Here is a 24,344-nt window from a genome sequence, read left to right on the forward strand (position 1 = left end):
AGGACCTTCCTTGCCATCCAGGTGTCGAACGCGTAGTGCAAACGCGGCCGGCATCTGCGCACAGCAGCGGCACGAATGTGCCTGCGGGGAGCCAGATGAACCACCATCTCCACGCCCTTGCCGGGGCGCGGCGACCAGCGGGACCCTGATCCTGCGCCGGGGTCCAAACTCCGCGCAGGCCCAGGGGTCCGTGTTGCCGCGGGCGCATCGGGTAGGCCTCCGTCAGCCCGGTGCGTTTGTCGACCGACTCGGAACTGTACGACCTGGAGGCCGACCACACGTGTCCCCCGGGCCATGTGTGGTCGGCAATCCTCTGGCGTCTGGTCCGGGCAGGTCCGCACCGCCCGTTTCAGCGTGTCAGGCGTCCGGCAGGCGTACGCACTCGATCCGGTAGTCGCCGTTCTCCGGGTCGATCGTGACTCCGTGGGCTTCGCTGTGGAAGCCGGGGAAGGCCCGGTCGAAGGTCTCCAGCGCGCCCAGGTAACGGAGCAGCGGGCCGTCGGGGGCGCCGACGGACTCCCCGGGCATCAGAACCGGGATGCCCGGCGGCGTCACGGTGACCATCGCGGCCGCCACCCGCCCCGCGGCCTCGGCCAGCCGCAGGCGCTCGGTACCGCCCCGGATCAGCTGCTGGTAGCAGCGCCGGGGCGGCTCCACGGGCTCCGGAAGCTGCTGGAAGGCCGTGTCGAGCGCGGTGATCAGCTCCGCGCGGGTGAGGTGTTCGTGCATGTCCTGGCACAGTCGGCGCAGGGTGGTGCCGACGTACCGGCGCGGGAACTGCTCGATCAGAGCGGGCAGGACCCGCTCCAGCGGCGCGTCCGAGTCGTAGAGGGCCTTGAAGTCCATCAGGGCGTCCATCAGGGTGCCCCACTTGCCCTTCGTGATGCCCATGGAGAAGAGGACGAGCGTGCTGTAGCTGTCGGTCTTCTCCACGACGATGCCACGGCCTGCCAGGTAGGCGGTGAGGACCCGAGCCGGAATGCCCCAGGGCGAGGTCTCGCCGGTGGCCGTCACACCGGGGCAGGTCAGGGTCACCTTGACCGGGTCCAGCATGCAGTAACCCTCGCCGAGGCCGGCGAATCCGTGCCAGTCGGCGCCGGGTTCGAGGTACCAGCAGCCGGGCTCGCGGCTCAGCAGCGCCGGCGGGGCGTCGGCGAAGGGGATGCGCTCGCCGGTGGCCGGGACGGTAACGGTGTCGGGCTGCCAGACGCCGAAGAACCACGCGGGCCGGTCGCCCGCGTCGGCGATGCGACGGCCGGTGCGGACGACTGCTTGGCGGAAGCGGATCGCCTCGGTCACCGCCTCGTCGATCAGCCACTGGCCCTGCGCGCCGTCCATCATGGCAGTGGCCACGTCCAGCGAGGCGATGGCCGGGTAGAGCGCCGAGGTGGTGCCGTGCATCATGAACGCCTCGTTGAACCGCTCGTGTTCGACGGGGGCCCGGGGCGCCGACCTGACGTGGACCATCGCGCACTGCGAGAGCGCGGCCAGCAGCTTGTGCGTGGACTGCGTGGCGAAGACGGTGGGCCGATCGGGCCCCTCGAAGGTGTCGGGTCCGACCGCCATTCCATAGCGGCCGGCGTAGAGGGGGTGGAAGCGGGCGTAGGCGAACCAGGCCTCGTCGAAGTGCAGGCGCGGTGTGCTGGGGGCGAAGGCGCGGGCCGCCGCGACGGTGTCGTAACACAGCCCGTCGTACGTGGAGTTGGTGAGGACCGCGTACTGGGCCTCCAGCGACACCGCGCCCGCCGCGAGCGGGTTGGCCGCGATCCGGGTGGCGACCGCCGCCGCGTCGGTCTCGGCCGGGGGCAGCGGGCCGGCCAGGCCGTAACCGTTGCGCGTCGGTACGAGGTAGACGGGCCGGGCGCCGGAGATGACCAGGCCGTGCAGCACGGACTTGTGGCAGTTGCGGTCCACCAGTGCGATCTCGTCGGAGGTGACGCTGTAGTGGCCCACCATGCGGTCGGCCGTGGAGTCGCCGTGCAGGACGAAATAGGTACGGTCGGCGCCGAAGACCCGGGCTGCGTTGCGTTCGGCCTCGCCGATCGGGCCACTGTGCTCGAAGAGCGATCCCAGCTCGCCGACCGAGATCGACAGGTCGCTGCGGAAGAGGCGCTCGCCGTAGTAGTCGAAGAAGGCCCGCCCCGCGGGGGACTTCAGGAAGGCGACGCCGCCCGCGTGCGCCGGGGTGTGCCAGGAGTACTCGTGGGCGTCGTCGAAACGGCGCAGCGCCTTGAAGAACGGCGGCAGGACATCCTTGTGATAGGCGCGGGCGGCGCTGACGACGCGGCCGGCGATGAAGGCAGGGGTGTCCTCCAGAGGCCAGATGTAGCCGACCACGGCCTCGGAGACCCACAGCGGGAGGCGTTCGAGGTCCTGGTCGGACTCGTCGGCCATGAGGAGGAAGACAGGCAGATCCTTGAAACGGCGCGCGATGTGCCGCAGGACTTCGGCGCCGCCGCCCTCTTCGACGGCGCTCCCCCGGCCGCGTGGCAGGTCCCAGGCGACGACGGCCGCCGCGAGCCCGGCTTCCGTCTGCAGAGTGGCGCGTGCGTCGCCGGCGCTGGCGGCCCACCGCAGTTCCAGCCCCTTGTTCTCCATCTCCTTGCCGATACGGCGCAGTTGCTCGGAACTCGCGCCGCCGCCCAACGGATCCTCCCGCAAAGCCAGCAGGACCGTACCGTTCGCCATGACATCCGCCTTCGTCGTGGGGTGCGCCGTGCTGCCGTGAGGTCGATGTGGTCGACGCATGGCAGAGTCTCTCGGCACGTCCCGGACGATGGCCGCCCTTCACTGCGTGCTTCACTCGCAGGAGGTACCGGGAGTACGGAACTGTCAGGTACGCCGAGTTGCTCACCTGCCACCCGGGTCCCTGAGAAAGCGTTCAGCAGGGGTGGTCCCCACCAGCTCCCCGGGCATCTCCGCTCCGGTAGATCGTCTTGTGGATGGCGTCGGAGCGGCCGCTCTGGCCACCCGGGACCACAGCGGCCGCATCATCGTGCGCAACGCTCTCGACCACGGAGCGGAATGGCAGGTTCCCAACGGCATTGCCGTCCACTCCCGTTGAGGGCGTGCCCGGCGGCCCGGGGCCGAGGCAGTCCGCATCGGCAGGACCGTTCACTTGCCGAAGGAAAGTAGCGCGTGGTCCTTCCCCTTGTCGGACGGGCTCTGCACTCGGCCGTTGAGCATGAAGAACCGTCCGCCTGACCAGAGCATGTGCGGATTGAGGAAGAAGGCGCGTTCGCCGCCGATCGCCGCTTCCGGGCTCTGCAGCACTACCTGGGGAGCTCCGCCCGTCGGGGCGAAGGTGGCCATGGCGGCCGCGTCCTGGACCCTGCCGGGTTGCACGTATGCCACGAGCTTTCCGCCCTCGACGGCCTGGGGCCGCATGGCCCGACCCTTGGGGTCCTTGGTGCGCCATTTCTCCTTGCCGTTGCCGAGGTCGATCGCGACGACCTCATTGGTCTCCGGGTAGCTGCTGATGGCTCCGCCCGAGCCCTCCGTTCCCAGATACAGGGTGCCGGTGTCGGCCGCCGCGGCCGTACACCCGTCAAGGCCTTGGCCGTCGTGGCCGTCGCACCCGCCCATGGTCTTGAAGTTCGGCTCCACCTGCCAGCGGACCTTGCCGTCCGGGGCGAACGCCGTGAGATTCCACGTCTTCTTGTCCGTGTTGCTTGCGGCCACGACCAGCGGGTCCGACGAGAGGACCGCGGTGACGCTCCAGCCCTGCTGGTACTTGTAGTTCCACTTGGACTTGCCTGTCGCCGGATCGAGTTCCTCGACCAGGCTCTGGGTCTTGTTGATGTCATCGGAGCTGCACAGACCCACGCTGATCAGCTTGGGGCCGCCGCCGATGTCGTACGGGCTGCAGCCCTCGGTCTTCCACGAACCGAACCGCTTGCTGCCGTCGGTGACGGAGAAGCCGCTCGCATAGGCGCCGTGGTGGACCACGACGGTGTCGCCGGAGACGGCGAGGGTGAATTGATTGGTGGTGTCGTACGACGATTCCTGCGGCACCGTCACCTTCCAGCCGACCTGGCCCGTGGCGAGATCGATCTGCTGAAGGTACGTACAGTGGGCGGCCTTGGTGTTGTTCTCCTGCGTCGCGACGATGGCTTTGCCGGTGCCGGAGAGAAGGCGCGCCGCGCCGCAGACCGGCGTCTCGAAGGACGTGCTCCACTTCTGCGTACCGTCGGCCACCGCGTATCCGGTGATTTCCTTGTACATCGCTTTGGCGACGACGTCACCAGCCCGCCACGGGCCGTATTGCAGCGCGCCTTCCTTGGTCAGTCGGGTGTCGTTCTCGCGCACCCAGACTCGCGCCTCGCCCGGCTTCATGTCGGCGTTGAAGTCGTAGGCGTCGTTGCCGCCCCCGGGGCCCTTCCCGTCGCCTTTGTCGACCGAGGGGGACGACGAGGGCCCGGAAGCCGTGGATTTCGCGCCCGGCTTCTCGTGGCCGTCGCCACCTTTCCCGGCCCATACGTACACTCCGCCGCCCAGCAGGAGCAGGCCGGCGGCCAGCGCGGAAACCAGTACGGCACGTCTGTCCCGGAAGGGGCCTCGACCGGCGCCGGGTGGGGACGGCGGGGGTGACGGTTGTCCCGTACCGCTGTAGCCGCCCGGGTAGGGAGGCAGGACCGCATAGGGGCTGCTGCCGGAAGCCGAAGGCTGCCCCGGGTAGCCGTAACCGGCGCCGGGCGATGCGCTGTCCGGCCGTTCGTACCCGCCGTCGGGCTGGGCGTAAGGGTTGCCCGGTACCGGCTGCTGCGGGGGCTGATCACCGCGTGGCTGGGAATCGGGTGATTGCGTCACTGCGGTGTTCCCTCCGGATTTGTCACGTGTCTGCCCTTCGCCATCATTCGATGTCCGCTCGAAACCACGTCACAACTGCGGCTGCCCGGTGGGGGTTCCTGACAGCCGGACGGTGCTGAGGACCCGCATGATGACGTCATCGCCGACGGCACCGGGGACGCCCGTCCTGCCGTAGAAGTCCCAGGCGACGAAATCGCCCTTGGAGTTCTTGAAGCCGAACACGATCGCCTGGCCGTCGCCGGTGCACCTGTTGGTCTTCTTGGCTCCTTCGGAGTGCGACCTGACGTAACTGCCCTCTACACCGGCCTTGGTCGTGTACTTCACGGGCTTGTCCCACTTGACGACGGACTTGTCCGGTTGCGTGTAAGCGGCGTACACCCAGGTCGGGGCAGACTTCTCGGCGACCTCGTCGGTGCTCTTCGCGCCGTCCGCGCCTTTGGTGCCCACCGAGGCCAGCGCGAAGTCGTCGATCTTGCCGTCGCCGTCCGTGTCGATGCGGCACCACTGGGACTTGTAGAAGGCGGGGGCTGTGTGTCCGATGAGAGCCTTGTCCGGGTTCCCGTGCTCCGAGTAGCCGCTGAACACGGTGGGCGCCTCCACCTGCCACTCCGGTGGGACGTCGAAGGCCGTGCCGTGAGCGGGATTCACCACCACCTTCCAGCCCCCGATGGTCGGCTTCACCCCGCCCGGCCCGGAGGAGCCGGAAGGCGAGGCCGAAGGGGCGGAGGCGGAGGGGCTGGGCTTCGCGTCGGCTCTGTCGCCGCCGTTCCTGTCGTGCCGGAGGACCATCACGCCGGTGACCACGGCGGCGATCAGCACGGCCATCGCTGCGCATATCGCGACGACGACGGTGCGTCTCTTCTCGTTGTCCGGCGGCCGAGGTGCCGCGAACGGGCTCCCGCCCGCCCCATACTGCGGGATGGCCGGCTGCCCGGGAGGCCCGAAGCCTCCCCCCTGCGCTTGCGGATACGTGTCCCCAGGAGGCGGCCCGTAGCCACGAGTCGGGGGAAAGCCGTACCCCGGCTGAGCCGGAGGCGGTTGCGGTACTCCGCCACCCGCGCCACCCGGCGGCTGGTCACTGGAGGGCTGGGACACGGCAGAGCTCCTTCCGGCGGCCACCCCTGGCGGCGCTCGATGTCGTACGCGATGTGTCTCCGGCCTCGCCGTGGAAGTCACGGCCGAGGTGAACTTCCCTCTACTCTCCCTCACTTGAGGTCCGAGTGGTGAGAGTGGCATCACGCATCACGATTGCCGATGTGGCTCAAGACCCCCTTGACCACGCGTCATGCTGTGGTCCGTGTCGACTTGGCGAGTTCCGACACCGCGACGATTTGCGACAGGGGGTGGTGCCCGTCCACGGGCGGGCACCACCCCCTGCCAGGCGTCAGGCATCGGCGTCGCCCCGCCCCGCGTCACACCCGGACACGTACGGCCCCCGGCTACGGTGCCCCCAGGGGAGGCACTGCGAGAACGCCGCCTGGCGCATCCGCCGCCCTGCTCCCTGCCAGGCTGCCCCAAGCCCCCCGTTGCCCAGGAGCGGATCACTCGCGCGCTCGGCGGCCCGAGCATGCAGGTCGAGGTGTTTCGAAGTCATCACCGGGGACCAGGCCAAAGGATTGGGCTTGACGGCGCCCCACTGCCCTCATTGACGCGCGACGGACATGGCCGGGCGCGGACGTCCGGCTCCGGTGACGGGGTCAAGTTTCGTGCCGTGCAACAGGCAGTGCTTGGCCACTTCAGGGCAACGGGTCGGCCCCTGACGCTTGGGACCCCTGGCTTCTTTGACCTACTCCACCCGCCACCTGGGCACTACTGGATCGGGCCTTGTCGTTGATCTTGACGCAGACCGGGCGCCTGCTGTGCCACTCGGAGCCGGACGGCGACCTGTACAGAAATATCGATTTTGCCTATTTTTGGGTTGTGGGTGGGCGAATGGTGTACGGATACTCGAATCGTGATAGGAGAACCGACAAGGGATCGGAGAGGCGAACGCCGTTCGGCGACGCGGGCGGAGATCCGCGAGGCAGCGTGGGAAGTCGCCAGGGCGAACGGGGTCGCCGGGCTGTCGCTGCGCGAGGTCGCCCAGCGGGTGGGCCTGCGGCCTCCCTCGCTCTACTCCTACTACGACTCCAAGAACGCGCTGCTCGACGCCATGTTCGCGCAGGGCTGCCAGACGCTCCTGCAACGCCAGGCGGCGGTACCCCTCGACGGCGACCCACAATCCACTCTGGCAGCGGTGCTGCGCATGTTCGTGGGCTTCTGCACCGAGGACCCAGCCAGGTACCAGCTGCTGTTCCAGCGCACCGTCCCGGGATTCATGCCGACCCCGGAGTCCTATGCCATCGCCATACGGAACATCGACACGCTGCGGGGGCAGCTGGCAGCGGCGGGCATCGAGGACCCCGCCCACATGGACATGTTCACCGCGGTCGCAGCCGGCCTGACCGACCAGCAAATCGCCAACGACCCCGGAGGCGACCGCTGGACCCGGCTCATCGACGACGCCGCCCGGATGCTCCTGACCCACACACAAGCCCGGGCAACCCATCCGCCCACCTGCAGCACGAGCCCAGGAGGGCCGACTGATGACTGACACCGCGGCGCCCGCCCAGCGGGCCCGCCCGATCGACCGCACCGCGGCCGCGACCCTCGCCGCCGAGGAGTACGACCGCTTCACCGAACTGGCCCGCTCACTGGCTCCCGAGGACTGGCACCGGCAAACCGACTGCGCCGACTGGGACGTGCGCGCCATGACCGGCCACGTCCTGGGGATGATGGACTACGTCTCCTCCGTGCGCCAGTTCCTGCACACCCGCCGCGCCGGCAGCAAGGCCGCACACGGCCGCCCCGTCATCGATGGAGTGAACGAGGTCCAAGTTACCGAGCGCGCCTCACTCACCGTCCCGCAGCTCCTCGACGCCCTGGCCCGCACCGCGCCCAAAGCCGCCCGTGCCAGGCGCAGGCTGCCCGCCCCGGCCCGGCGCATCCCGATGCGGGTGGAGTTCAACGGCATCTGGGAACGCTGGACCCTGGGCTACCTCTACGACGTCATCCTGACCCGGGACACCTGGATGCACCGCATCGACATGTGCCGCGCCACCGGCCGCCCCCTGCGCGTCACCCCCGAACACGACGGCCGGATCGTGGCCGACGTTGTCGCCGAGTGGGCCCGCCGCCACGGCCGGCCGTTCACCCTGGTGCTGACCGGCCCGGCCGGCGGCACCTTCGCCGCCACCAGCGCGGGCCAGCACCTCAGCGCCGATGCCATCGAGTTCTGCCGCGTCGTCTCCGGACGCGGCGCCGCAAACGGCCTGCTCGGACAACCGGTGCCGTTCTGACGGCCGCCCCACCGACCCGAGCCAGGGCCCCTGAACGCGGTTGTCACGCCTGTCCGGCGACACGCGATGTCAGTGCCCGGCGCGAGCCTTGCCTTGCTGGGATGCCATCACCCCCATCCTTCCCGCGTGGCTGCTGAAGATCGGCGCCCGACTCGCCCGGGATGCCTGACACACCACGCGCCCAGAGCCGACAGGACCGCCGAAACCGTGCCCGGCGCCTAACCCGCTGCCCGGACCGCCAGCATCGGAACCCGGCCAACCTGCCACAACACGAGCAGCGCCTTGACCACGCCGCCGACTCCGCGGGCCCCGCCGAGAAGACAGAACCTGCCTCCAATCCACGGGGGGAGCGAGCCTGACAGGCTCGCTGGGGTTAGACCCGTCCGGGCTTTTCGGCTCTGCCGCCAAACCCATCGCCCGCTCGCGCGAGCCTGCCTGTCTAGATCAAGCCGGTTCGATGACATTACAGCGAGTCACCCTCCAGGATGCGGCGGCCATGACCGGATGTCAGCCTGAACCCGATCCCCCTTCCCCAAGGAGCACTCCCCCATGGGCATCAAGGACGAAGCGCAGAACAAGGCCCGGCAGGCCCGAGACAAGCAGCAGCGCGAGGAACAGGCCCGCCGGCGCGACCAGGAGGCACAGGAAAAGCTCCGCAAACGGCACCAGGAGCAGTCTTTCGAAGACCTCCGGGACGAGCTCGACGACCGGAGCTGACCATACGCGTACGGACGACGGCGGTTGGCGATCTGCCGTCACCGTCGCAGCCGTACCGCCGACCCACCGGCATTCGGCTCGGCCGGCGCAGCCGCCCGACGGTAACCCGAAGCACCTGTGGTCGACAGCAGGCGATGCAAGCCGTCAGAGCCGCGGTCGGGGCACCGAAACGAGGGAACCGCCATGACGAACTCAAACGCCGAACTGATCGGCCGGGCCTACCGTGCCTTCGCCGCCGGCGACATCCCGGCCGTCCTTCAGCTCCTCGACGCCCGCATCACCTGGCACGTCCCCGGGCGCAGTCCGCTGTCCGGGGACTACCACGGCCCCGATGGAGTCCTGAAGTTCTTCGGCCTGTGCCAGGAGCTGTCCGGCGGGACCCTCAAGGTCCCTGCCGACGAGATCCTCGCCGACGGGGAACGCGTCGTCGTCCTCAGCACGGTCTCGGCCGAGCGCAACGGCCGGTCCTGGTCCTCCCCGGAAGTCCACGTCTGGCGCATCGTCGACGGAAAGGCCGTGGAATTCCGCGAGTTCCAGGCCGACCAGGAAGCCGAAGACGCCTTCTGGTCCTCGTGAATCTCATCCGGGTCAACCCCGCAGCGCACGAACTGTCCCGAGCGAGGCGGGTGTAGGCGTCGATGACGACCTGGTGATTCGTGGGTCGGCCAGCACCTGCCAGGCAACCGCAATGACGGCAAGGCATGGGAGCTGTCCGGCGCCAAAGCCGCCGTCGGCCGCACCACTGTGGTCGCCGACGGCCGGCTACCGGGCAACCGGGCCACCGGGCAACCGGTCTAGTCATCCCGCACCGTCACGAACGCGGGCAGCACGAACTGCCCGCCTGGAAGGAAGAGCACCACGCCTCCCACCGCCAGGTCCGTGCCCGCGCGGAGCACGCCTTCGCCCGGATGAAAGCCTGGAAGATCCTTCGCGACTGCCGATTGAAGGGCGACGGTGTCCACCACGCGATGAGCGGCATCGCTCGCCAGGCTCTAGCCGTTACCGAAAGCAACTTCCGAACAGGGAGCGGCGGACCCCTCCTGCAAGGTCCGCCGTTCCCTTTCGCAGGACACCTGTCACCTGCGGCGGGCGGCGTGTGTCACGCCGCCCTGTGCCGCCGGTCTAGCAGGGCTTGATCTTCCAGATGGACCACCAGTTGGCGTTGGCGTCCGAGCTGTACGCGCCCGGCGTCGTGTAGATCAGGTTGCCGCTCTTTCCGTACATGCGCGCCTGACGTCCTCTGGTCTGGTTGTTGGACCAGGAGCCGCCGTGGGTGGTGAAGTTCATGTCGTAGGTGCCGCACGTGTACCACTGGACCTCGGTGCCCTGGAAGTCGGCCGAGTAGTACGCGCAGAACCAGCCGTCGTACAGCGGTGCGTCCGCGCCGAGGCAGTGGTCGACCGCGGCCGCGACTCCGCTGCCGAGGCTGCGCGGGTGCGCCTCACCCGGGAGTGCGACGAGGACTTCACCCCGGCCCGGCATGACGATCTTGTTGAGCGCGACCTGCTGCCCACCGGTGAGTTTCAGGTAGCGGTCGACCTCCGACTTGAGCTCCGTGGTCTGGGCGGTGCTCAGGTGGGCGGCCCGAGCCTGCTGCGCGAACGGCTCCGCTCCGGGGCTAGCGTGGGCGGTGCCCAGTCCGGCTGCCAGCATCAGCAGCCCACCGGTCAGAGCGGCGAAGAACCGCCCCAGCGTGGCTCTCTTCCCTGTGTGCACAATCATCGTTCCCCCTCGGTTCCGGGCTGAATCGATCGTCAGCAGTATGGAAAGCTGCACCGGGTGCGGTCGTTGGCGCGGACGGCACAACCGTTGGCATAGAGTGCCCAACTACGGTAGGGACAAAGGGAATTCGCGTCTCCGGTACTCCCCCGGCGGCATCCCGTACGCGGCACGAAAGGCCCGGCTGAAGTCCGCCGGGTTCGCGTAGCCCCAGCGGGCGCCGATCGCGCGGACCGGCTGGGCGAGGAAACGCGGGTCGGCGAGGTCGAGCCTGCAGCGCTCTAGGCGGCGTCCGCGCACCGTGGCGCCGACCGTGGTGCCCTCGGACGCGAACAGGCGGTGCAGATAGCGCACCGAGATGTGGTGCGCGGCGGCGATCGGCACCGGCGCGAGGGCCGGATCGGCGAGATGACGCTCGATGAAGGCGTGGATGGCCGTGAGCAGCGCCTGGGGCCGACTCTCCGGCGGATCGTCCAGGCCGAGGTGGTGCGCGAGGAAGGCGTCGATGAGTTGTGCCGCGACCGCGCCGAGCCGGTGGGTGTCCTGAGGCCGGTAGCAGGCGGCGTCGGCCTCGGCGCGGGCCAGCGTCTGCACCAAGAGCCCGCCGAGTCCCTCGGCGGCCGGAAGCGGGCGGGCGATGAGGGCGGAGACCTTCGCGCGCGGCACGGTGAGGGAGGTTCGGGGCACCTGGACGAACAGGGATCGGGCGTGTGCGCCGTCGGCGGCGACCTCCGCGTCGTACGGCTGCGACGTGTCGGACAGCAGCAGTTCGGCGCCGCCCGTGGACGAGGCGCCGCGCCCCTGGGCGAGCGACTGCCGGCCGGACCGGGTCACGCCGAGCTGGAGCAACTCCGGGTCGCAGGCACGGACCAGGGCGGACGAGCGGCGGCTGCGGATTCCGGAGTACTCCAGGACCGAGACCCGCACGCCGCCGAAACTCACCTGGTGGGCCACGCCGTGGAAGGGACGGCTGGTGTCGGTGGCGAGCCGCGTCATCACCAACGACCGGTCGACCATGGCGCACCAGGCGTCGAAGCGCTCCGGCTCCGGCAGGCCGTCGGTTCTGAACACCTTCACCTCTACCATGCGTTCCCCCTGTCGTGGCCCGGCGCGACTGCGGCACAGCGACGCATGATGCCAACCCGGGCCGACGGCCGCACCGGCAACGCGCGCCAAATTCAGCGAGCTCCCCCTACCCCGGGGGCCCATTGGACGCCGGCCCAAGTCGGAACGACGGCGCCCGCGCAGAAGCCGGACTGGCCTCGCTGCGCCTGCGGCGCGCCGATGGAGCACCTGCTGACGATCTCGGCGAGTGAATCGTGCGGCCGCTGGCTCCCTACTGAGGAGCGCACCCGCCCCGGGTCCGGCTGGGAGGTCCGCGGTCACCACGAATACGAGGACAACAGTCACGGGATGGACATGGGGGACTGCGGCGGTGTCTACGTCTTCCTCTGCCGCAGTTGCCCCGGCTGGCCCTCCGCCCACCGCTACGACTGCTGAACCCAACCACCCAACGACCACTGCCACGCTTGAAAAGACCGGCAGTTCGGCTGTGTTGGACGACGGGTCATCAGCGTGACGGTCACCCAGCCCATCAGCGCCCCGGAGTACCGGACGAGCCGTCGGTAGCCAGGCGCCCCTCAGCAAGACCTCTCTCACGTTGGTGGCCACCAACGTGGCCCGCAGTTCGCTTGATCGGGATACCGAGCCATCCTGTGCCACAGGTTCAGAAATTCCGCCGGAGGGGGTTCCGTGGAAGACGACGACATGCCTGTGAACACCGTGCTGTCACACTGGCGACTGACCGTGCAGAGCATCGAGGCGGGCTCCGACCTGCAGTGGGTCTTCGAGTGGGGTAACCAACTGCACCATCGCGATCAACTGCACACAATGTGGCCACTGTTGAGTGAACAAGAGCAAACCAGGTGGCAACCGGTCCTTTCCCGTTGGGACGAGCGGTTCAGGGCCGCCACAGCACCGATGCAGAACCCGGATACATCCGTTCGGCAGAACGGCCGGTGGTGGCAAGACCGCTATCCACTCCGAGTTACTGGTGAGTCCGGTCAGGAACTTCCCCTGCCCTGGTCGCCACCACCGACCCACCTTGATGCGGATTGACGAGATCGCTCACGGAGTTTGTGCCTGATCCTCGTTCTCGATTACGCAGCCAGGCTGTCTACAGCAGGACCTTCCGTTCGTCGGCCTTGAGGCCGCGGAGTGTCCAAAGTCCGTACACAGCCAACAGCGGTTTGACGACCATCCACTCGCCGGGTCGGTAGTCGTCCGCGCGCACCAGCCGCTCTGCAAGATCGGGGCGCTGCCGCCGCAAGTACGCACGGGCCTTGAGCGCATGAGCCGGCTGGGAGGTGATCTTGATGCGATCCACGTCTTCAAGCAGTGGGATCACGTTCGTGATGTTCTCCCACGTCGTCGCGCTTTGGTCTTCGAGGAGCACCGTGCCGTCGAACTCAAGCACCGACTTTGCGTAGTCGGCCATCAGCTGGGCCTCCGTGGCGCCGCTGCTGGTCGCACCGCCGCTGAAGATTACGCAGGTGCCATGCTCACCATCAGCGGCGATGGAGCGGATTCCGGCACGGACCCGCCATCGATTGATCAAGTTCGCCGTCGATTGGGGATTCCGGTACCCCAGCACCACAACGGCCTCGGAAGCGCCCCCGCCATGTCCTACCAGACCTCGAGACCAGCGCCAGTTCAACCACTCGCCCCAGGCCAGGGCTGCAACCCCGGCTATCGCCAGTCCTGTCCTTCGCCGCATGCGGCGACTCTAGTGGGAGCGCCTGGCTTGTTGAACCGACCGCAGGCACTCGCTCTGCAGCCCGTCACGTTCCCGGAAAGGAAATGAGCCCGGCCGGACCGGGTCAGTACGCTCCTCCTGCCGCGCCTGGGCGGTCAGGCTCCCTGTGTTGGTGCCGGGCGCCTGGGAGGCATTCTTGGGGGGGCGTCTTGGGATCCGCGGTGGGGGGCGGTCTGGTAACCGCGACGGAGGGCGTTCAGACCGGGGCGGCGTACGGCGGCGGGCCGGGCGGACACGGCTGCGCTGCCCGAGCACACCAGCATTTGTCGGGGAACGGTAACCGTGCCCGACGCGGCGCAACGAGTGGGACAGGCGGCTCATCTGGCTGATCAGCGAAGCACGTTGGGCGCGTTCGCCCAAGGCGAGGATCGCCCGGGACCGGGACGATCCACGGGAAGGGAAAGTCCATGACCAGGACGAAGAGGACCACAACGAAGGTACGAGGCGGCCGTCTGACCGTGATCGGTGCGCTGGGGCTGGCCACGGTGACGCTGGCCGCGGCGCCGGCGTTCGCCAAGGGCGGCGTCGACATCTCCGCCCAGCGCACGGCGCACGTCGGCGAGTCCTACCGGGTCACCGGACACGGTGACGACGATGCCGCAGCGTTCATACGGGTGTGTCTGGAGAGCCACAGCAGCGGCCAGAAGGCGTGGCAGCAGGTCTCCTGCGGCACCGTGGTGGCCACGGGCACCGAGGCGCAGGACGTCGCGCACATCAAGGCCGCCCATGAGGGCATCGTGAAGTACCGCGCGGTCGTGTACGGGCTGACCAGCCCGACGGACCACCACCCCGTCCGCGAGCGCACCTCCGGCCTCGCGACGGTCAGCGTCCGCTGAACTCGGTCGGCGGACAAGGGGGTTGGGGTGGAGTGGGCATGACCCGGTGGTCCGCGCCCACAGCCGACCGGCTCCGTACTGGTTGAACCGGTCGCCTCGGCCCGATCGAGCGGCACGCCCTCGGGGGTTCCGCCTTGGTGGAGCCCCCGAGTCGTTCGGACGGACCTGGCCGGGCACGCGGGTTGACCGGCCAGACTCTCCCCTTCGCCCGGGGCAGGCCCCACACCTTTTGTTCATGGCCCGAGAGAAGCGGGGCAAGACCCTCCCGGCGACGTCGGCCGGGGGGACGCATCGAGGACTTGGGCGAGGGTGCCGACGACCGGGGCTGACGGTCGACAACCGGGGCTGACGGTCGGCGACCGGGTCGGGGAGGCCCGCCGGAAGATGTCGGCTGGGGAAGCACGCTTCCGGACGGCCCGCCGATGGACCGACCCGTCGGCGACAGCACGTGAAGGCGGACCCTGGCCGATTACGACAGGCCCGCATGGCATGGCACAGGCCCCGACCCGACAATTATTTGCACGCATGCGCAAACAAGGGTCTTTGGTCCCTGGCCGGGGCTCCCCCGCCCCGCTTACCGTGGAAACACCTGGTTCACGCGAACGCAGGCACGCCACGGAGCCGAGGAAGGAGGCGGGATCATGGACTTCAGTCCGAGTCCGAGTCGCGAGCGACTCCTCGCGCACCTGCACTTCCACCCGTCTCCTTCCGGCGCCCGCTGACGCCCGCGGATCCACCCCGCCCGCGCAGCCCCTGCCGCCACCCGCACCACGGGAGGCCGCCAAGGCTTTCACCTACGCCGAGCCCACGACCCGGCTCGACCTCGACGGAGTCCCCACCACCTGCCACCCCGGACACCGGATCCGGCGTGATCCGGCCGCTGCCGTACGGCCTGGTCTACGACCCGCGCGTGCACGCGGCGTACGTTCTCGCCCAACAGGGGCACCGGGCCGCATGGCTCGCCACGCACCTCGGTCTGCCCCGCACAGCCGCTCGCCGCATCGTCGCGCTGGCCCGCCCCACTCCGGCGCCGCGCCGGCTCGCCGACCGGGCCTTCGGCATCACCTACTGACACCAAACGACACCCACCCCTCATGGAGGTGACGACATGACTCATGTACACGCCGCGAACACCGCGCACCGCCCCGGTGGCACCGCCCCCGACCTCCGATCGGGCTTCCGTGGCACCCTGGCCGCCCCCGCCGCCGAGCGCCACTACCGGCGGGCCCGTCCCGGACTCCGGCCTGCCTCGGCCTGCCCGACCGAGCAGCCCAAGGCACCCTGCCATCGCATCGGCCGCCTGGTGGTGGACGGTGGTCGCCGCCAGGCCTGGGTCGACGGTCGCCAACTGCGCCTGACCTGCATGGAGTTCGAACTCCTCGCCCACCTCGCCGCCAACCCGGGAGTGGGGTTCACCCGCTCCCGGCTCATGGAACTGGTCTGGCAGCGCACCGCCCCGGACGACCTGGAGACCGTGGACACCCACATCGACCGCCTGCGCGACAAGATCGGCGCCGTGCACCGGCCGCTGATCCACACCGTGCCCACTGCTGGATACGCCCTTGCCGCCGAGGCCTTGACCCCAGCGGCGTGACCGCACGGCCGCCGCCCCGGGCGCCAGGTCAGCCATGGGCATCGATCCCGCGAAGCCGCGTCCGGGGCCGGGCAGAGCCCCGGCGGCCCGCACCGGGACACCGAGCCCCGCGCGCGATCCTGGATGCATAGACATCGAAATCCTTGTCGTGCCCGACTGCCCGACTGCCCGAACACCGCACCGGCGGCCGCTCTCCTCCGTCAGGCGCTCGACGACGTCGGCCTGCACGGCGTCGGCTTCTCGGTACGGGTGATCGCCGACCATCGGCGGCCTTGTCCGTGGCGCGCGGTGGCTACGGCCGCCCCGACTCCGCCCCGCCCGCAGCGAAGTCCCGGCGGATGAAACGCCGTTGCGACACTTCGACGGCGCGGGGGTGGCAACGCTGCCGGACCCATGTGACCGCCTCCTCCGGATTCATGTCCTCGAAGACGCAGATCATGGAAGGCGCCGTGCCGGTCCGTCCGACGCCTGCCCGCGGCACACTCCACCCGTTCGCCCGCGGAGCAGTCGTGGGCGGTGCGGAGTTTGCGCATCGCGTCGAAGGAGTTGGAGGGCAGCCAGAAATCCCACCAGGGAATCCAGAATGCCCGCGCGCCCGCCGCGGGGCGGGCATGACAGCAGCCACTCCCTCCCGGCTCATCGGATGGCGTACCCGTCCCACAGCGGGCCACCCGCCCGGTTCAGCACCTCGGCCACGGCCTCGGCGAAGTCATCGGCTTGCCCGGCGATCGCGTTCGCGACCCCCTCAGTGAGCGCCCGGTGTAGTCCAGGGTCGGCCTCGACCAGCCGACGCGACAGCCATTTACCTCCGCCGAGCCAGTGGCCGCCGGTCAGGAGGGCGAGTTCCGAGGCGTGCTGCAGCATGTGCGAGACCAAGTACACCCGCTCGGCAGGGTTCGCGCAGCCGCGCAGGTCGTCGAGCAGGTCGGTCAGGATGTACCGCTGGTAGTTCCGCTCGGGGTCCGAGAGCGCGGGCGGGCCTTCGGCCCAGCGCCTGCGTGCCTCGGCCCGGAGCGATGCGCCCAGCCCGTTCGGGTCCACGAGCAGCGTGCCTTCGGAGCACATGGCGAGCAACGGTGATTTCCGCTTCGCGGTCTCCTGATCGGCGAAGTCGTGCCAGCTTGCCTCGGTCTGCACAAAGAGCTCCACCGGCCAGCCGCGGTACAGCAGGTTCTCCCGGTAGGGCGCGGGAGGCCCCTCCAGGAGCACCACGATGTCCAAGTCCGAGGCCGGCGTGCGGCGGACGGTCAGCACGCTGCCGGCCAGGAAGGCCGCCTGGGCGGCGGGAAACCGTTCCCTCACCAGTTCGCGAGCCGTGAGCAGGGGGTCGTCCATGGTCTGAGCCTATGTGCCGGCGGCCTGGGGGCGGATTCGGCGGACGCTCCTGCTGTCCCAGATGCTCAATCGCTGTCACTCCGGGACGTCTTCCGGGCGTCATCCGGGGCGATGCGGGGTCGCCCCCGGCCGGCCCGGCGAGGAACCGCAGTCCGAGCCGGTGCTCACAACTCCCGCCGCGGCCAGTCCAGGAAGCGGGCGCCGATCACCGCGGTGCAGGGCGTACCGATGCGGCGGGTCCGCACGGTTGGCGCCTGTCAGCTGGTGGGTGCGTTCCAGGCGGTACGTGAGGGCTTGCACGCTCAGTCTCGGGCGGTCCCACAGACTGCGTCGCAGCACACGAGGTTGACCCCGGGGTCAGTAGCAGCGGCCGCTGCCGCTGTAGCACGGCGTGTAGTTGGGGTTCGGAGCGGGCGGAGGGCTGGGATGGCGTTGGTCGTAGCCGTGTTGTGCCAGGGCGAGCAGCACGACCACCACGCCGGCGGTGAGGAGCTGCAGGACCGCGGTCCAGGGGGCGCGAGACAGGGCCGCGATCACAGTGATGACCAGGGTGACGACGAGAAGGTGATCGAGCCAGGCGATACCGGCGAGGTCCGACGCGTCGCCGACGCCTCGATCGCCCTCGGCGGCCCAGACCTCCATGCCATCAGCGAAGGCCTTCCCCAGACTGACCGCGATCTCGATCGCGAGCAGCAAAAAGGCAGCGGCCAGATCTGTGCCGAGCGACGTCGTGTTGGACCAAGGCCGACGTCGGCGGGGGGACGGTTCGGGGAGCGCCTGCGACATGGAGCGCACCCTGCCAGGCCAACGGGGGATGCGCCTGAGTACGCGTACTCAGGCGCACACCGACAAAGCGGGCCTCATATCGCACGACACGTCCCGTGTGCCGTGCCCTGACCGGGTGTTGTGGGGGTGGAAGGCTCAGTGCGGGAATGTCCGCGGCGGGCGCTGACGGGGCAGCGTGGTGCGGAACTCCTCGATCACGGAACTCACCTGCCGCATCAGCGAAGTCCGTTCCAGCAGATCGAGGTAGAGATTGCGGCGGGCCAGTCCGGGCAGGTCCACACAGAAGTACAGTGCCATCAGGGGATTGATGAACAACTCGCCGCCCTTGGTCCGTTCCGTGAACCGGACGTCGCCGAAGTCACCGCGTACGGCGGCGGCGACGGATCCGTTCACGATGCTCGGGTGGCTCGCGGTGTTGCGCTGGGCGTGCTCCACCGCTTCGAGATACAGCGCGCCCTCCCGCCCCGCTCCGAGCAGCGAGAACGCGCCGAGATAGGCGCCGTCCCGGTCCAGGGCGGCCAGGTTCTCCAGCACGAGCGAGTGGTTCACGCCGTGATACGCGTCCACCCCGAAGCCGAGACAGGCCACCAGCCGGTACGGGACCTCGTCGAGCCCGCTCACGGCGGCCAGGCTCGCCATGTCCTCCTCCGGGGTGCCGAGACCGTGCTCGTCGCCGCGCATCAGGATGTCGGTCCCGCCGTCCACCAGCACGACCGCGTCGACCCCGCCGAGGTGCGCGATCAGCGTCCGGTAGGCCGCCCGCAGCGGACCGACCCCGATGCTCGGGAACGCGTACACGGTCGACGGCAGGTCCTGCGTCGCGAGCCACTGGGCCAGCGTCCGTTCGGGGAAGTAGTCGCCGCGCAGGGGGGTGTCGGGCCCGATGGCCGCGACGTCCTGGTCGACCCACACGTCGAGGTCCAGGCCGTACAGGTCGGCGAAGGACAGGTTGGCAAGATGCACCTCCTTGCCCGCCGACCGCAGGGCGAGGGCGAGCGGCAGCCCGGCGTACACATCGAAGCCGCCGCCCGCACCGGCGATGAGCACACGCCGCGCATCGCGCAGGCGAGTGAAGAACGCGGGTTCCCCCAAAGAGATCACCGCAGGACGCTAACAGGAGGGCGAGCGGCACCGGGCCGATCTCGTCGGTGCGGTGCCTACCACCTGCTCCCTCCTCACCATGGGACACCTCGCACTGGCCGCACCTTTTACGCAGCAGGCGGTGGGGGCTGCGCCGGGGGCGACTGGTCGGGGGACAACGTCCTGAGGGCTTTCCCAAATGGGTTTGGGGGCTCCTACTCAAAGTCCTCGCAGTCGAGATCGATCCCGTCCGCCTCGGCTGAGCAAGGTTCCGAGTTGACCACTCGGGCCGGAATCGCTACCTAATTCACGCGCATTCAGAGATTACGTCGTGATGCCTTCTGCATGCTCCAGTTCCCGTACGGCACGGTCCTTGTCACGCGAGTAGGATCCGAATCCGTCCTCGCTGAGCAGATGAATGATGCGCTGCCATTCGACAAGCTGGAGGCCCAAGTACTTCTGTTGCCATTGGGACTCAAAACAATGCAGACTCCCCAGGCGCTCCCTCGCAGCCCGAATGCGGGCTTCCTCGATCACGGCATCCGCATGACTCATGCCCGTGGCCTTCTCTTGGGTTGCCTTCCGGGCCGAGTCGTCCAAGTGATCAATCATCCTCGAATCCTCCTCTGGTGTACTGACGTTCATCCTTGCCTGCTGAGCCGATGCCAACGCCGGGTCAATTGCCGTGACAGCGGATGAGTTGCAGCTTGGCGTCGCAGCACGCGTAAGCGGCCATCAGCGGAATCAACTCCATGCGCAGCTTCTTCTCCTCGAGCACCCCTTGGTTGCACAGCTCGCTCAAGTGCTGCGCGGCTTTCCGGGAGCGCCCGCTCGTCAGCTGCCATTCAGCGAGCACATCCGTACCAGTCACGGCGTCGTGCGACGGCAGCTCGCTCCGGCGAACGCCGCCCAACGAAGAAGGCTCATTGATATGTGCAAGCCAGTTCAGTTCATGGCTCGTCAGCTCTCGCAGGATTCGTGTCATCATCCCATTCGGCTTGAGCAGGGCGACGACTTCATCGAGCTGAGATCCCGTCAACTCCTCGCAGCGGTTTGCAATTGACATGCGATAGACGGCGACGGTGTTCAGCAATGCACGGGTGTCTTGACCAAGCGCCCCGGTCTGTTCATCGGTTGGCACGTGATGCCTCCGTATCCATCCATCGGCAGGCAGGTTCTCGGGCATGCGGTGCGACAGCACCGAAGCCCGCAGAAGGTAGAGCACCTCCGATGGCCAAAACGGGGGATACCGGCCATCGGAGGCGGAATCAGATGCTCGTGACGATCGCCCCCGCACTCGCCAAAGGCTGGCGAGGGCCGCACCTGGACCATCTCTTCGAGCAGGTTTCGATCATGGCAGCCGCCACACCTCCGCGCTGGCGAGATTGCGACAGCATCAGTCAGTTCAGCAATCACCTCCGGGCAGGGGCAACCTGCCCCCTCAAGGGCGCCACCGCATTTCAGCAAACGCTGCGGACCTGAAACTCATCGCATCACTGCTGGTCAGGGGGATGGGTTGGCGATGGCTTCCACCGCTGCCCACTCACTCCCTGCGCCCGCGCCCACACCGTTCCGATCCGGAACTACTTAGGCAAGTCCGAGGCCGGCCGCCCGAGGCTGGGGTGGAGGCCCGCCCGAACCACCGTGGTGCCCACCTTCCCAACCACCGCGGTCCGCCACAGCCCGGCCCCCCCTTCCCCTTCGCCTTCGTCGACTTGGCGAAGTAGCCGGCAGGTCGACGTGCCGGGAGCAGGGCGCCGACGGCCCCTGAGCATCTCCTTGGCGCCGCATGCATCCCCGTGACCAGCGAAGATGTTCGGCTTTCGGCCGCCGAGGGCATATCGCGAAAACGCGACATCACTCTCGATGCCTGTTGTTGGTGTCGAGAATCTGCCAGAAGCTGGCTGCCGTCCCTGCTGGACTAGTGATCACACTTCACGTGATGCCCAACACAGGACGGGATTCATGTCCACAGCAACCACCACCTCCGTCGAAGCCACATCGGCGCCGACCATCCGTTCACCCCTGGTCTCCTGGCTGGCCGTGATCTCGGTGATGATGGGGATCTTCGCGATCGTCACCACCGAAATCCTCCCCATCGGTCTGCTGACATCGATCGGGTCCAGCTTCACCATCTCGGACGGAATGGCCGGGCTGATGATGACCATGCCCGGCTTCCTCGCCGCGATCTCCGCACCGGTGGTGACCGTGGCCACCGCGCGCATCGACCGGCGGTTGATGCTCGGCGCGTTCATCCTGCTCCTCGCTCTGGCCAACTTCCTGGCCGCGGCGGCGTCGAGCTACTGGATGATCCTGATCTCGCGGGTGATGGTCGGCATCACCATCGGCGGCTTCTGGTCCATCGGGGCCGGGCTCGCCGGCCGGCTCGTACCGTCGGAGCAGGTGGGGCGGGCCACTTCGGTGATCTTCTCGGCGGTTCCCCTCGGCTCGGTGCTCGGCGTCCCGCTCGGCACGTTCATCGGGGACATCGCCGGCTGGCGGACAACGTTCCTCGTCATGGGCGTCTTCACCATCGCGGTGTTCGCGATGCTGCTTGTGGTGGTGCCCGCACTCCCGGCCGTGCAGGCGACCCGTCTGAACGTGCTCAGCGGCATGCTCCGCGGCGTCAACACCCGGTTCGCCCTGGTGCTGACCTTCCTCATCGTCCTCGCCCACTTCGGCACCTACACCTACGTCACCCCCTTCCTGGAGCAGGTGACTCATGTGAGCTCCGGGCTCATCACGGTCTACCTGCTCATCTACGGAGTCGCGGGCATCGTCGGCAACTTCCTCGGCGGGTCCGCGGTGACCCGGTATCCCCGGGCCACCTTCGCGGCGGCCGCGGCGATGATCGCCTCCGTGACCCTGCTGCTGCCGGTGCTCGGACGGTGGGACCTGGGCGCGGTGGCCCTGCTGATCGTCTGGGGCATCGCCTACGGCGCGGTGCCGGTCTGCTCGCAGACCTGGTTCGCCAAGGCCAACCCCGACTCCCCCGAGGCCTCCTCCGTCGTGTTCACGGCGTCGTTCCAGGCCACCTTCTCCATCGGGGCGCTCATGGGAGGCATCGTCATCGACCGCTCCTCCCCCTCGACCGTCATGGTGCTCGGCGGCTGTGCCGCCGTCCTGATGGTGTTCGCGGCCTGGTTCCACCGCGCCAGGAAGATCTCGTTCCCCGAGTCCCCGTAGGGCCCGGACCTCCCCCTCCCCCATGGCCCGCCGCGGTCATCCCCCTTCGGCCGCGGCGGGCCGAACCCTGCGAACGGCGCATACCCACACCTGTCTGCGGAGCGCCCGGAAACCCGGCGCTCAACGTCGGCCTGTCGACCTAAGGAGAAGTCACACATGTGCGGCATTGCGGGTTGGATAGATTTCGGTCGCGACCTCACCCAGGAGCGCGCCACCTTCGACGCCATGACCCAGACGATGGCCTGCCGCGGCCCGGACGACGAGGGCGTGTGGACGGGTCCGCACGCCGCGATCGGCCACCGCCGCCTGTCGGTCATCGACCTCGAAGGCGGCCGTCAGCCGATGACCGCCGAAGAGGACGGACGCCTCCTCGCGGTCCTCACGTTCAGCGGCGAGGTCTACAACTACCGGGAGCTCAGGGCGGACCTGATGTCGCGCGGGCACCGCTTCCGCACCCAGAGCGACACCGAGGTCGTACTGCGGGGCTACCTGGAGTGGGGTGAGGGTGTCGTCGACAAGCTCAACGGCATGTTCGCCTTCGGTATCTGGGACGTACGCCGCGAGGAACTCCTCCTGGTACGCGACCGGATGGGCGTGAAGCCGCTCTACTACTACCCGACGGCCGACGGCGTCCTCTTCGGATCCGAGCCCAAGGTCATCCTGGCCAACCCGGAGATCCCCCGCCGGGTCAACGCCAACGGCCTGAGGGAACTCCTCGACATGGTCAAGACGCCCGAGCACGCCATCTTCACCGGCATGCACGAGGTACGCCCCGGTCATACCGTGCGGGTCCGCCGCGAGGGCCTGACCAAGCGCCGCTACTGGGCACTTGAGGCCAAGGAGCACACGGATTCCCTGCAGAAGACCATCGACACGGTGCGGGGCCTCCTCGAGGACACCGTCCAGCGCCAGCTCATCTCCGACGTACCGCTGTGCAGCCTCCTGTCCGGCGGTCTCGACTCCTCGGCCGTCACCGCGCTCGCGGCCAAGGCGCTGGCCGCCGAAGGGGCCGGCCCTGTGCGCTCCTTCTCCGTCGACTTCGTGGGCGCGGTCGAGAACTTCGTCCCGGACCCGCTGCGGAGCACGCCCGACGCCCCCTTCGTGCGCGACCTCGCCGAGCACGTGGCAGCCGAGCACAAGGAGATCCTGCTCAACAGCGACGACCTGAGCGACCCGGCCGTCCGTACCGCCGTGCTCGCCGCCACCGACCTGCCGCCCATGTGGTACGGCGACCTGTGGCCCTCGCTGTACCTGCTCTTCAAGGCGGTGCGCGAACGGTCCACGGTGGCCCTGTCCGGCGAGTCGGCCGACGAACTCTTCGGCGGCTACAGCTGGTTCCACGACCCGGAGGTCCTCACCGCCGAGACGTTCCCCTGGCTCACCACCACTCCGGGCCCGTTCTACGACGGCACCCCGCTCTTCGACGGGAGCCTCCTCGGCACCCTCGACATCCCCGGCTACCGGCGCTCCAGCTACGGCGACGCCATCGCCGAGGTGCCGGTCCTCGCGGGCGAGACCGGTCTCGAGAAGCGCATGCGCGAGATCAGCTACCTCAACCTGACCCGCTTCCTCAACACCCTCCTGGACCGCAAGGACCGGATGAGCATGGCGGTCGGCCTGGAGGTCCGGGTCCCGTTCTGCGACCACCGGCTCGTGGAGTACGTGTTCAACGCGCCGTGGGCCATGAAGACCTTCGACGGCCGTGAGAAGAGCCTGCTGCGCGCCGCGACCCGCGACGTGCTGCCGGAGTCCATCGTCAAGCGCGTCAAGGCCCCGTACCCGAGCACCCAGGACTCGGGCTACGAGAAGAAGCTCCGGGACCGGCTCGCCGAGGTCGTCGGCGGCGGCAACGCGCCGATCCTGCCGCTCCTCGACCTGGAGAAGGTGCGCGGCCGCCTGGACGGCAGCATCAGCACCGCCAGCACCCAGATCACCCGCATCGACCTGGAAGTGCCGCTCTGGCTGAACGCCTGGCTCGAGTCGTACGGCGTGACCGTCGACCTCTGAACCGGCCTCGCGCCACCTGATGTTCCGCGGCCCGGCCGCGGAACATCCCGCACTCCCGGCGGCCCTCGAATCCCCCGTAGGGGGCCGCCGGGTTCTTCGTCTCCCCTTCTGGTCCTGTCCGG

Annotated in this window: 23 protein-coding genes and 1 pseudogene; 13 read left to right on the forward strand and 11 right to left on the reverse strand. The window is 68.9% G+C overall.

Translation table 11 applies throughout. The annotated features are described in order from the left end of the window. Positions 1-357: 357 nt before the first annotated feature. From IE206_RS31105 to IE206_RS31115, 3 genes are all read right to left on the reverse strand, one after another. On the reverse strand, positions 358-2,688 hold the full coding sequence (locus IE206_RS31105) for an Orn/Lys/Arg family decarboxylase (protein WP_189968001.1): 2,331 nt from the start codon (positions 2,686-2,688) through the stop codon (positions 358-360). 426 nt (positions 2,689-3,114) lie between these two features. Then, positions 3,115-4,809, reverse strand: coding sequence for an outer membrane protein assembly factor BamB family protein (locus IE206_RS31110; RefSeq protein ID WP_189968003.1), 1,695 nt, complete (start codon positions 4,807-4,809; stop codon positions 3,115-3,117). A 69-nt stretch (positions 4,810-4,878) separates the two neighbouring features. Next, positions 4,879-5,634: a DUF8017 domain-containing protein gene (locus IE206_RS31115; protein WP_189968005.1), complete on the reverse strand. Its 756-nt coding sequence runs from the start codon at positions 5,632-5,634 to the stop codon at positions 4,879-4,881. 1,129 nt (positions 5,635-6,763) lie between these two features. On the opposite strand from IE206_RS31115, the gene IE206_RS31120 reads away from it, so the two are divergent. The 5 genes and pseudogenes from IE206_RS31120 to IE206_RS31140 all read left to right on the forward strand — a co-directional run. After that, positions 6,764-7,402 carry a TetR/AcrR family transcriptional regulator gene (locus tag IE206_RS31120; protein ID WP_226599141.1) on the forward strand — a complete coding sequence of 213 codons (639 nt, stop codon included), beginning with the start codon at positions 6,764-6,766 and terminating at the stop codon, positions 7,400-7,402. Beyond that, on the forward strand, positions 7,395-8,147 hold the full coding sequence (locus tag IE206_RS31125) for a maleylpyruvate isomerase family mycothiol-dependent enzyme (protein WP_189968007.1): 753 nt from the start codon (positions 7,395-7,397) through the stop codon (positions 8,145-8,147). Before IE206_RS31120 ends, IE206_RS31125 begins: the two co-directional genes overlap by 8 nt. A 549-nt stretch (positions 8,148-8,696) precedes the next feature. Further along, the gene (locus tag IE206_RS31130) at positions 8,697-8,864 is read left to right on the forward strand and encodes a hypothetical protein (protein ID WP_189968009.1); all 168 of its coding nucleotides are present in this window, start codon (positions 8,697-8,699) and stop codon (positions 8,862-8,864) included. A gap of 183 nt (positions 8,865-9,047) precedes the next feature. After that, a complete protein-coding gene (locus tag IE206_RS31135; RefSeq protein WP_189968011.1) occupies positions 9,048-9,440 on the forward strand; it encodes a nuclear transport factor 2 family protein in 393 nt (130 codons plus the stop codon). A gap of 84 nt (positions 9,441-9,524) precedes the next feature. Continuing rightward, a pseudogene (locus IE206_RS31140) lies at positions 9,525-9,850 on the forward strand (transposase family protein); the annotation flags it as partial. Positions 9,851-9,986: 136 nt separating this feature from the next. Here IE206_RS31140 and IE206_RS31145 read toward each other — a convergent pair. Both IE206_RS31145 and IE206_RS31150 read right to left on the reverse strand, forming a co-directional pair. Continuing rightward, on the reverse strand, positions 9,987-10,586 hold the full coding sequence (locus tag IE206_RS31145) for a hypothetical protein (RefSeq protein ID WP_189968013.1): 600 nt from the start codon (positions 10,584-10,586) through the stop codon (positions 9,987-9,989). Positions 10,587-10,691: 105 nt separating this feature from the next. After that, the gene (locus IE206_RS31150; protein ID WP_189968015.1) at positions 10,692-11,669 is read right to left on the reverse strand and encodes a helix-turn-helix domain-containing protein; all 978 of its coding nucleotides are present in this window, start codon (positions 11,667-11,669) and stop codon (positions 10,692-10,694) included. Between the two features lie 198 nt (positions 11,670-11,867). Here IE206_RS31150 and IE206_RS31155 point away from each other — a divergent pair, with 198 nt between their 5' ends. Continuing rightward, positions 11,868-12,083, forward strand: a complete 216-nt coding sequence (locus tag IE206_RS31155; protein WP_189968017.1) for a hypothetical protein — start codon at positions 11,868-11,870, stop codon at positions 12,081-12,083. A 252-nt stretch (positions 12,084-12,335) separates the two neighbouring features. Next, positions 12,336-12,701 carry a hypothetical protein gene (locus tag IE206_RS31160; protein ID WP_189968019.1) on the forward strand — a complete coding sequence of 122 codons (366 nt, stop codon included), beginning with the start codon at positions 12,336-12,338 and terminating at the stop codon, positions 12,699-12,701. A gap of 58 nt (positions 12,702-12,759) precedes the next feature. On the opposite strand, the gene IE206_RS31165 is transcribed toward IE206_RS31160, so the two are convergent. Then, a complete protein-coding gene (locus IE206_RS31165; RefSeq protein WP_189968021.1) occupies positions 12,760-13,359 on the reverse strand; it encodes a YdcF family protein in 600 nt (199 codons plus the stop codon). Positions 13,360-13,805: 446 nt separating this feature from the next. Here IE206_RS31165 and IE206_RS31170 point away from each other — a divergent pair, with 446 nt between their 5' ends. The 3 genes from IE206_RS31170 to IE206_RS31180 all read left to right on the forward strand — a co-directional run bounded on the left by IE206_RS31170 (position 13,806) and on the right by IE206_RS31180 (position 15,828). After that, positions 13,806-14,234 (forward strand): hypothetical protein, encoded by a 429-nt coding sequence (locus IE206_RS31170; protein WP_189968024.1) that lies wholly within the window; start codon positions 13,806-13,808, stop codon positions 14,232-14,234. Between the two features lie 868 nt (positions 14,235-15,102). After that, positions 15,103-15,306 carry a hypothetical protein gene (locus IE206_RS31175; protein ID WP_189968026.1) on the forward strand — a complete coding sequence of 68 codons (204 nt, stop codon included), beginning with the start codon at positions 15,103-15,105 and terminating at the stop codon, positions 15,304-15,306. A 36-nt stretch (positions 15,307-15,342) separates the two neighbouring features. Next, positions 15,343-15,828, forward strand: coding sequence for a winged helix-turn-helix domain-containing protein (locus IE206_RS31180; RefSeq protein ID WP_189968028.1), 486 nt, complete (start codon positions 15,343-15,345; stop codon positions 15,826-15,828). Positions 15,829-16,464: 636 nt separating this feature from the next. Here the strand turns inward: IE206_RS31180 and IE206_RS31185 are convergent. The 5 genes from IE206_RS31185 to IE206_RS31205 form a co-directional block, all read right to left on the reverse strand. Beyond that, positions 16,465-17,163, reverse strand: coding sequence for a nucleotidyltransferase domain-containing protein (locus IE206_RS31185; protein ID WP_189968030.1), 699 nt, complete (start codon positions 17,161-17,163; stop codon positions 16,465-16,467). Positions 17,164-17,520: 357 nt separating this feature from the next. Next, positions 17,521-17,949, reverse strand: coding sequence for a DUF6234 family protein (locus IE206_RS31190; RefSeq protein WP_189968031.1), 429 nt, complete (start codon positions 17,947-17,949; stop codon positions 17,521-17,523). Between the two features lie 135 nt (positions 17,950-18,084). After that, positions 18,085-19,050: a DUF1152 domain-containing protein gene (locus IE206_RS31195; protein WP_189968033.1), complete on the reverse strand. Its 966-nt coding sequence runs from the start codon at positions 19,048-19,050 to the stop codon at positions 18,085-18,087. A 303-nt stretch (positions 19,051-19,353) separates the two neighbouring features. Continuing rightward, entirely contained in the window at positions 19,354-19,641 is a 288-nt protein-coding gene (locus IE206_RS31200; protein WP_189968035.1) for a hypothetical protein, read from the reverse strand. A 64-nt stretch (positions 19,642-19,705) separates the two neighbouring features. After that, entirely contained in the window at positions 19,706-20,170 is a 465-nt protein-coding gene (locus IE206_RS31205) for a hypothetical protein (RefSeq protein WP_189968037.1), read from the reverse strand. 131 nt (positions 20,171-20,301) lie between these two features. Between IE206_RS31205 and IE206_RS31210 the strand changes: the two genes are divergently transcribed. The 3 genes from IE206_RS31210 (at position 20,302) to asnB (ending at position 24,222) form a co-directional block, all read left to right on the forward strand. After that, positions 20,302-20,511 (forward strand): hypothetical protein, encoded by a 210-nt coding sequence (locus IE206_RS31210; RefSeq protein ID WP_189968039.1) that lies wholly within the window; start codon positions 20,302-20,304, stop codon positions 20,509-20,511. A gap of 483 nt (positions 20,512-20,994) precedes the next feature. Then, entirely contained in the window at positions 20,995-22,215 is a 1,221-nt protein-coding gene (locus tag IE206_RS31215) for an MFS transporter (RefSeq protein WP_189968041.1), read from the forward strand. 156 nt (positions 22,216-22,371) lie between these two features. Beyond that, the gene (asnB, locus tag IE206_RS31220; protein ID WP_189968044.1) at positions 22,372-24,222 is read left to right on the forward strand and encodes an asparagine synthase (glutamine-hydrolyzing); all 1,851 of its coding nucleotides are present in this window, start codon (positions 22,372-22,374) and stop codon (positions 24,220-24,222) included. Positions 24,223-24,344 lie beyond the last annotated feature (122 nt).

The organism is Streptomyces violascens (assembly GCF_014649955.1).
In the GTDB taxonomy this organism is placed as follows: Bacteria; Actinomycetota; Actinomycetes; order Streptomycetales; family Streptomycetaceae; genus Streptomyces; species Streptomyces violascens.

What these genes read in the sequence shown, in the direction of transcription:
- IE206_RS31105 (WP_189968001.1), bottom strand. Translation starts at nt 2,688, where the DNA reads ATGGCGAACGGTACGGTCCTGCTGGCTTTGCGGGAGGATCCGTTGGGC.
- IE206_RS31115 (WP_189968005.1), bottom strand. Translation starts at nt 5,634, where the DNA reads ATGGCCGTGCTGATCGCCGCCGTGGTCACCGGCGTGATGGTCCTCCGG.
- IE206_RS31125 (WP_189968007.1), top strand. Translation starts at nt 7,395, where the DNA reads ATGACTGACACCGCGGCGCCCGCCCAGCGGGCCCGCCCGATCGACCGC.
- IE206_RS31130 (WP_189968009.1), top strand. Translation starts at nt 8,697, where the DNA reads ATGGGCATCAAGGACGAAGCGCAGAACAAGGCCCGGCAGGCCCGAGAC.
- IE206_RS31135 (WP_189968011.1), top strand. Translation starts at nt 9,048, where the DNA reads ATGACGAACTCAAACGCCGAACTGATCGGCCGGGCCTACCGTGCCTTC.
- IE206_RS31145 (WP_189968013.1), bottom strand. Translation starts at nt 10,586, where the DNA reads ATGATTGTGCACACAGGGAAGAGAGCCACGCTGGGGCGGTTCTTCGCC.
- IE206_RS31150 (WP_189968015.1), bottom strand. Translation starts at nt 11,669, where the DNA reads ATGGTAGAGGTGAAGGTGTTCAGAACCGACGGCCTGCCGGAGCCGGAG.
- IE206_RS31155 (WP_189968017.1), top strand. Translation starts at nt 11,868, where the DNA reads ATGGAGCACCTGCTGACGATCTCGGCGAGTGAATCGTGCGGCCGCTGG.
- IE206_RS31165 (WP_189968021.1), bottom strand. Translation starts at nt 13,359, where the DNA reads ATGCGGCGAAGGACAGGACTGGCGATAGCCGGGGTTGCAGCCCTGGCC.
- IE206_RS31170 (WP_189968024.1), top strand. Translation starts at nt 13,806, where the DNA reads ATGACCAGGACGAAGAGGACCACAACGAAGGTACGAGGCGGCCGTCTG.
- IE206_RS31180 (WP_189968028.1), top strand. Translation starts at nt 15,343, where the DNA reads ATGACTCATGTACACGCCGCGAACACCGCGCACCGCCCCGGTGGCACC.
- IE206_RS31185 (WP_189968030.1), bottom strand. Translation starts at nt 17,163, where the DNA reads ATGGACGACCCCCTGCTCACGGCTCGCGAACTGGTGAGGGAACGGTTT.
- IE206_RS31190 (WP_189968031.1), bottom strand. Translation starts at nt 17,949, where the DNA reads ATGTCGCAGGCGCTCCCCGAACCGTCCCCCCGCCGACGTCGGCCTTGG.
- IE206_RS31200 (WP_189968035.1), bottom strand. Translation starts at nt 19,641, where the DNA reads ATGATTGATCACTTGGACGACTCGGCCCGGAAGGCAACCCAAGAGAAG.
- IE206_RS31210 (WP_189968039.1), top strand. Translation starts at nt 20,302, where the DNA reads ATGCTCGTGACGATCGCCCCCGCACTCGCCAAAGGCTGGCGAGGGCCG.
- IE206_RS31215 (WP_189968041.1), top strand. Translation starts at nt 20,995, where the DNA reads ATGTCCACAGCAACCACCACCTCCGTCGAAGCCACATCGGCGCCGACC.
- asnB (WP_189968044.1), top strand. Translation starts at nt 22,372, where the DNA reads ATGTGCGGCATTGCGGGTTGGATAGATTTCGGTCGCGACCTCACCCAG.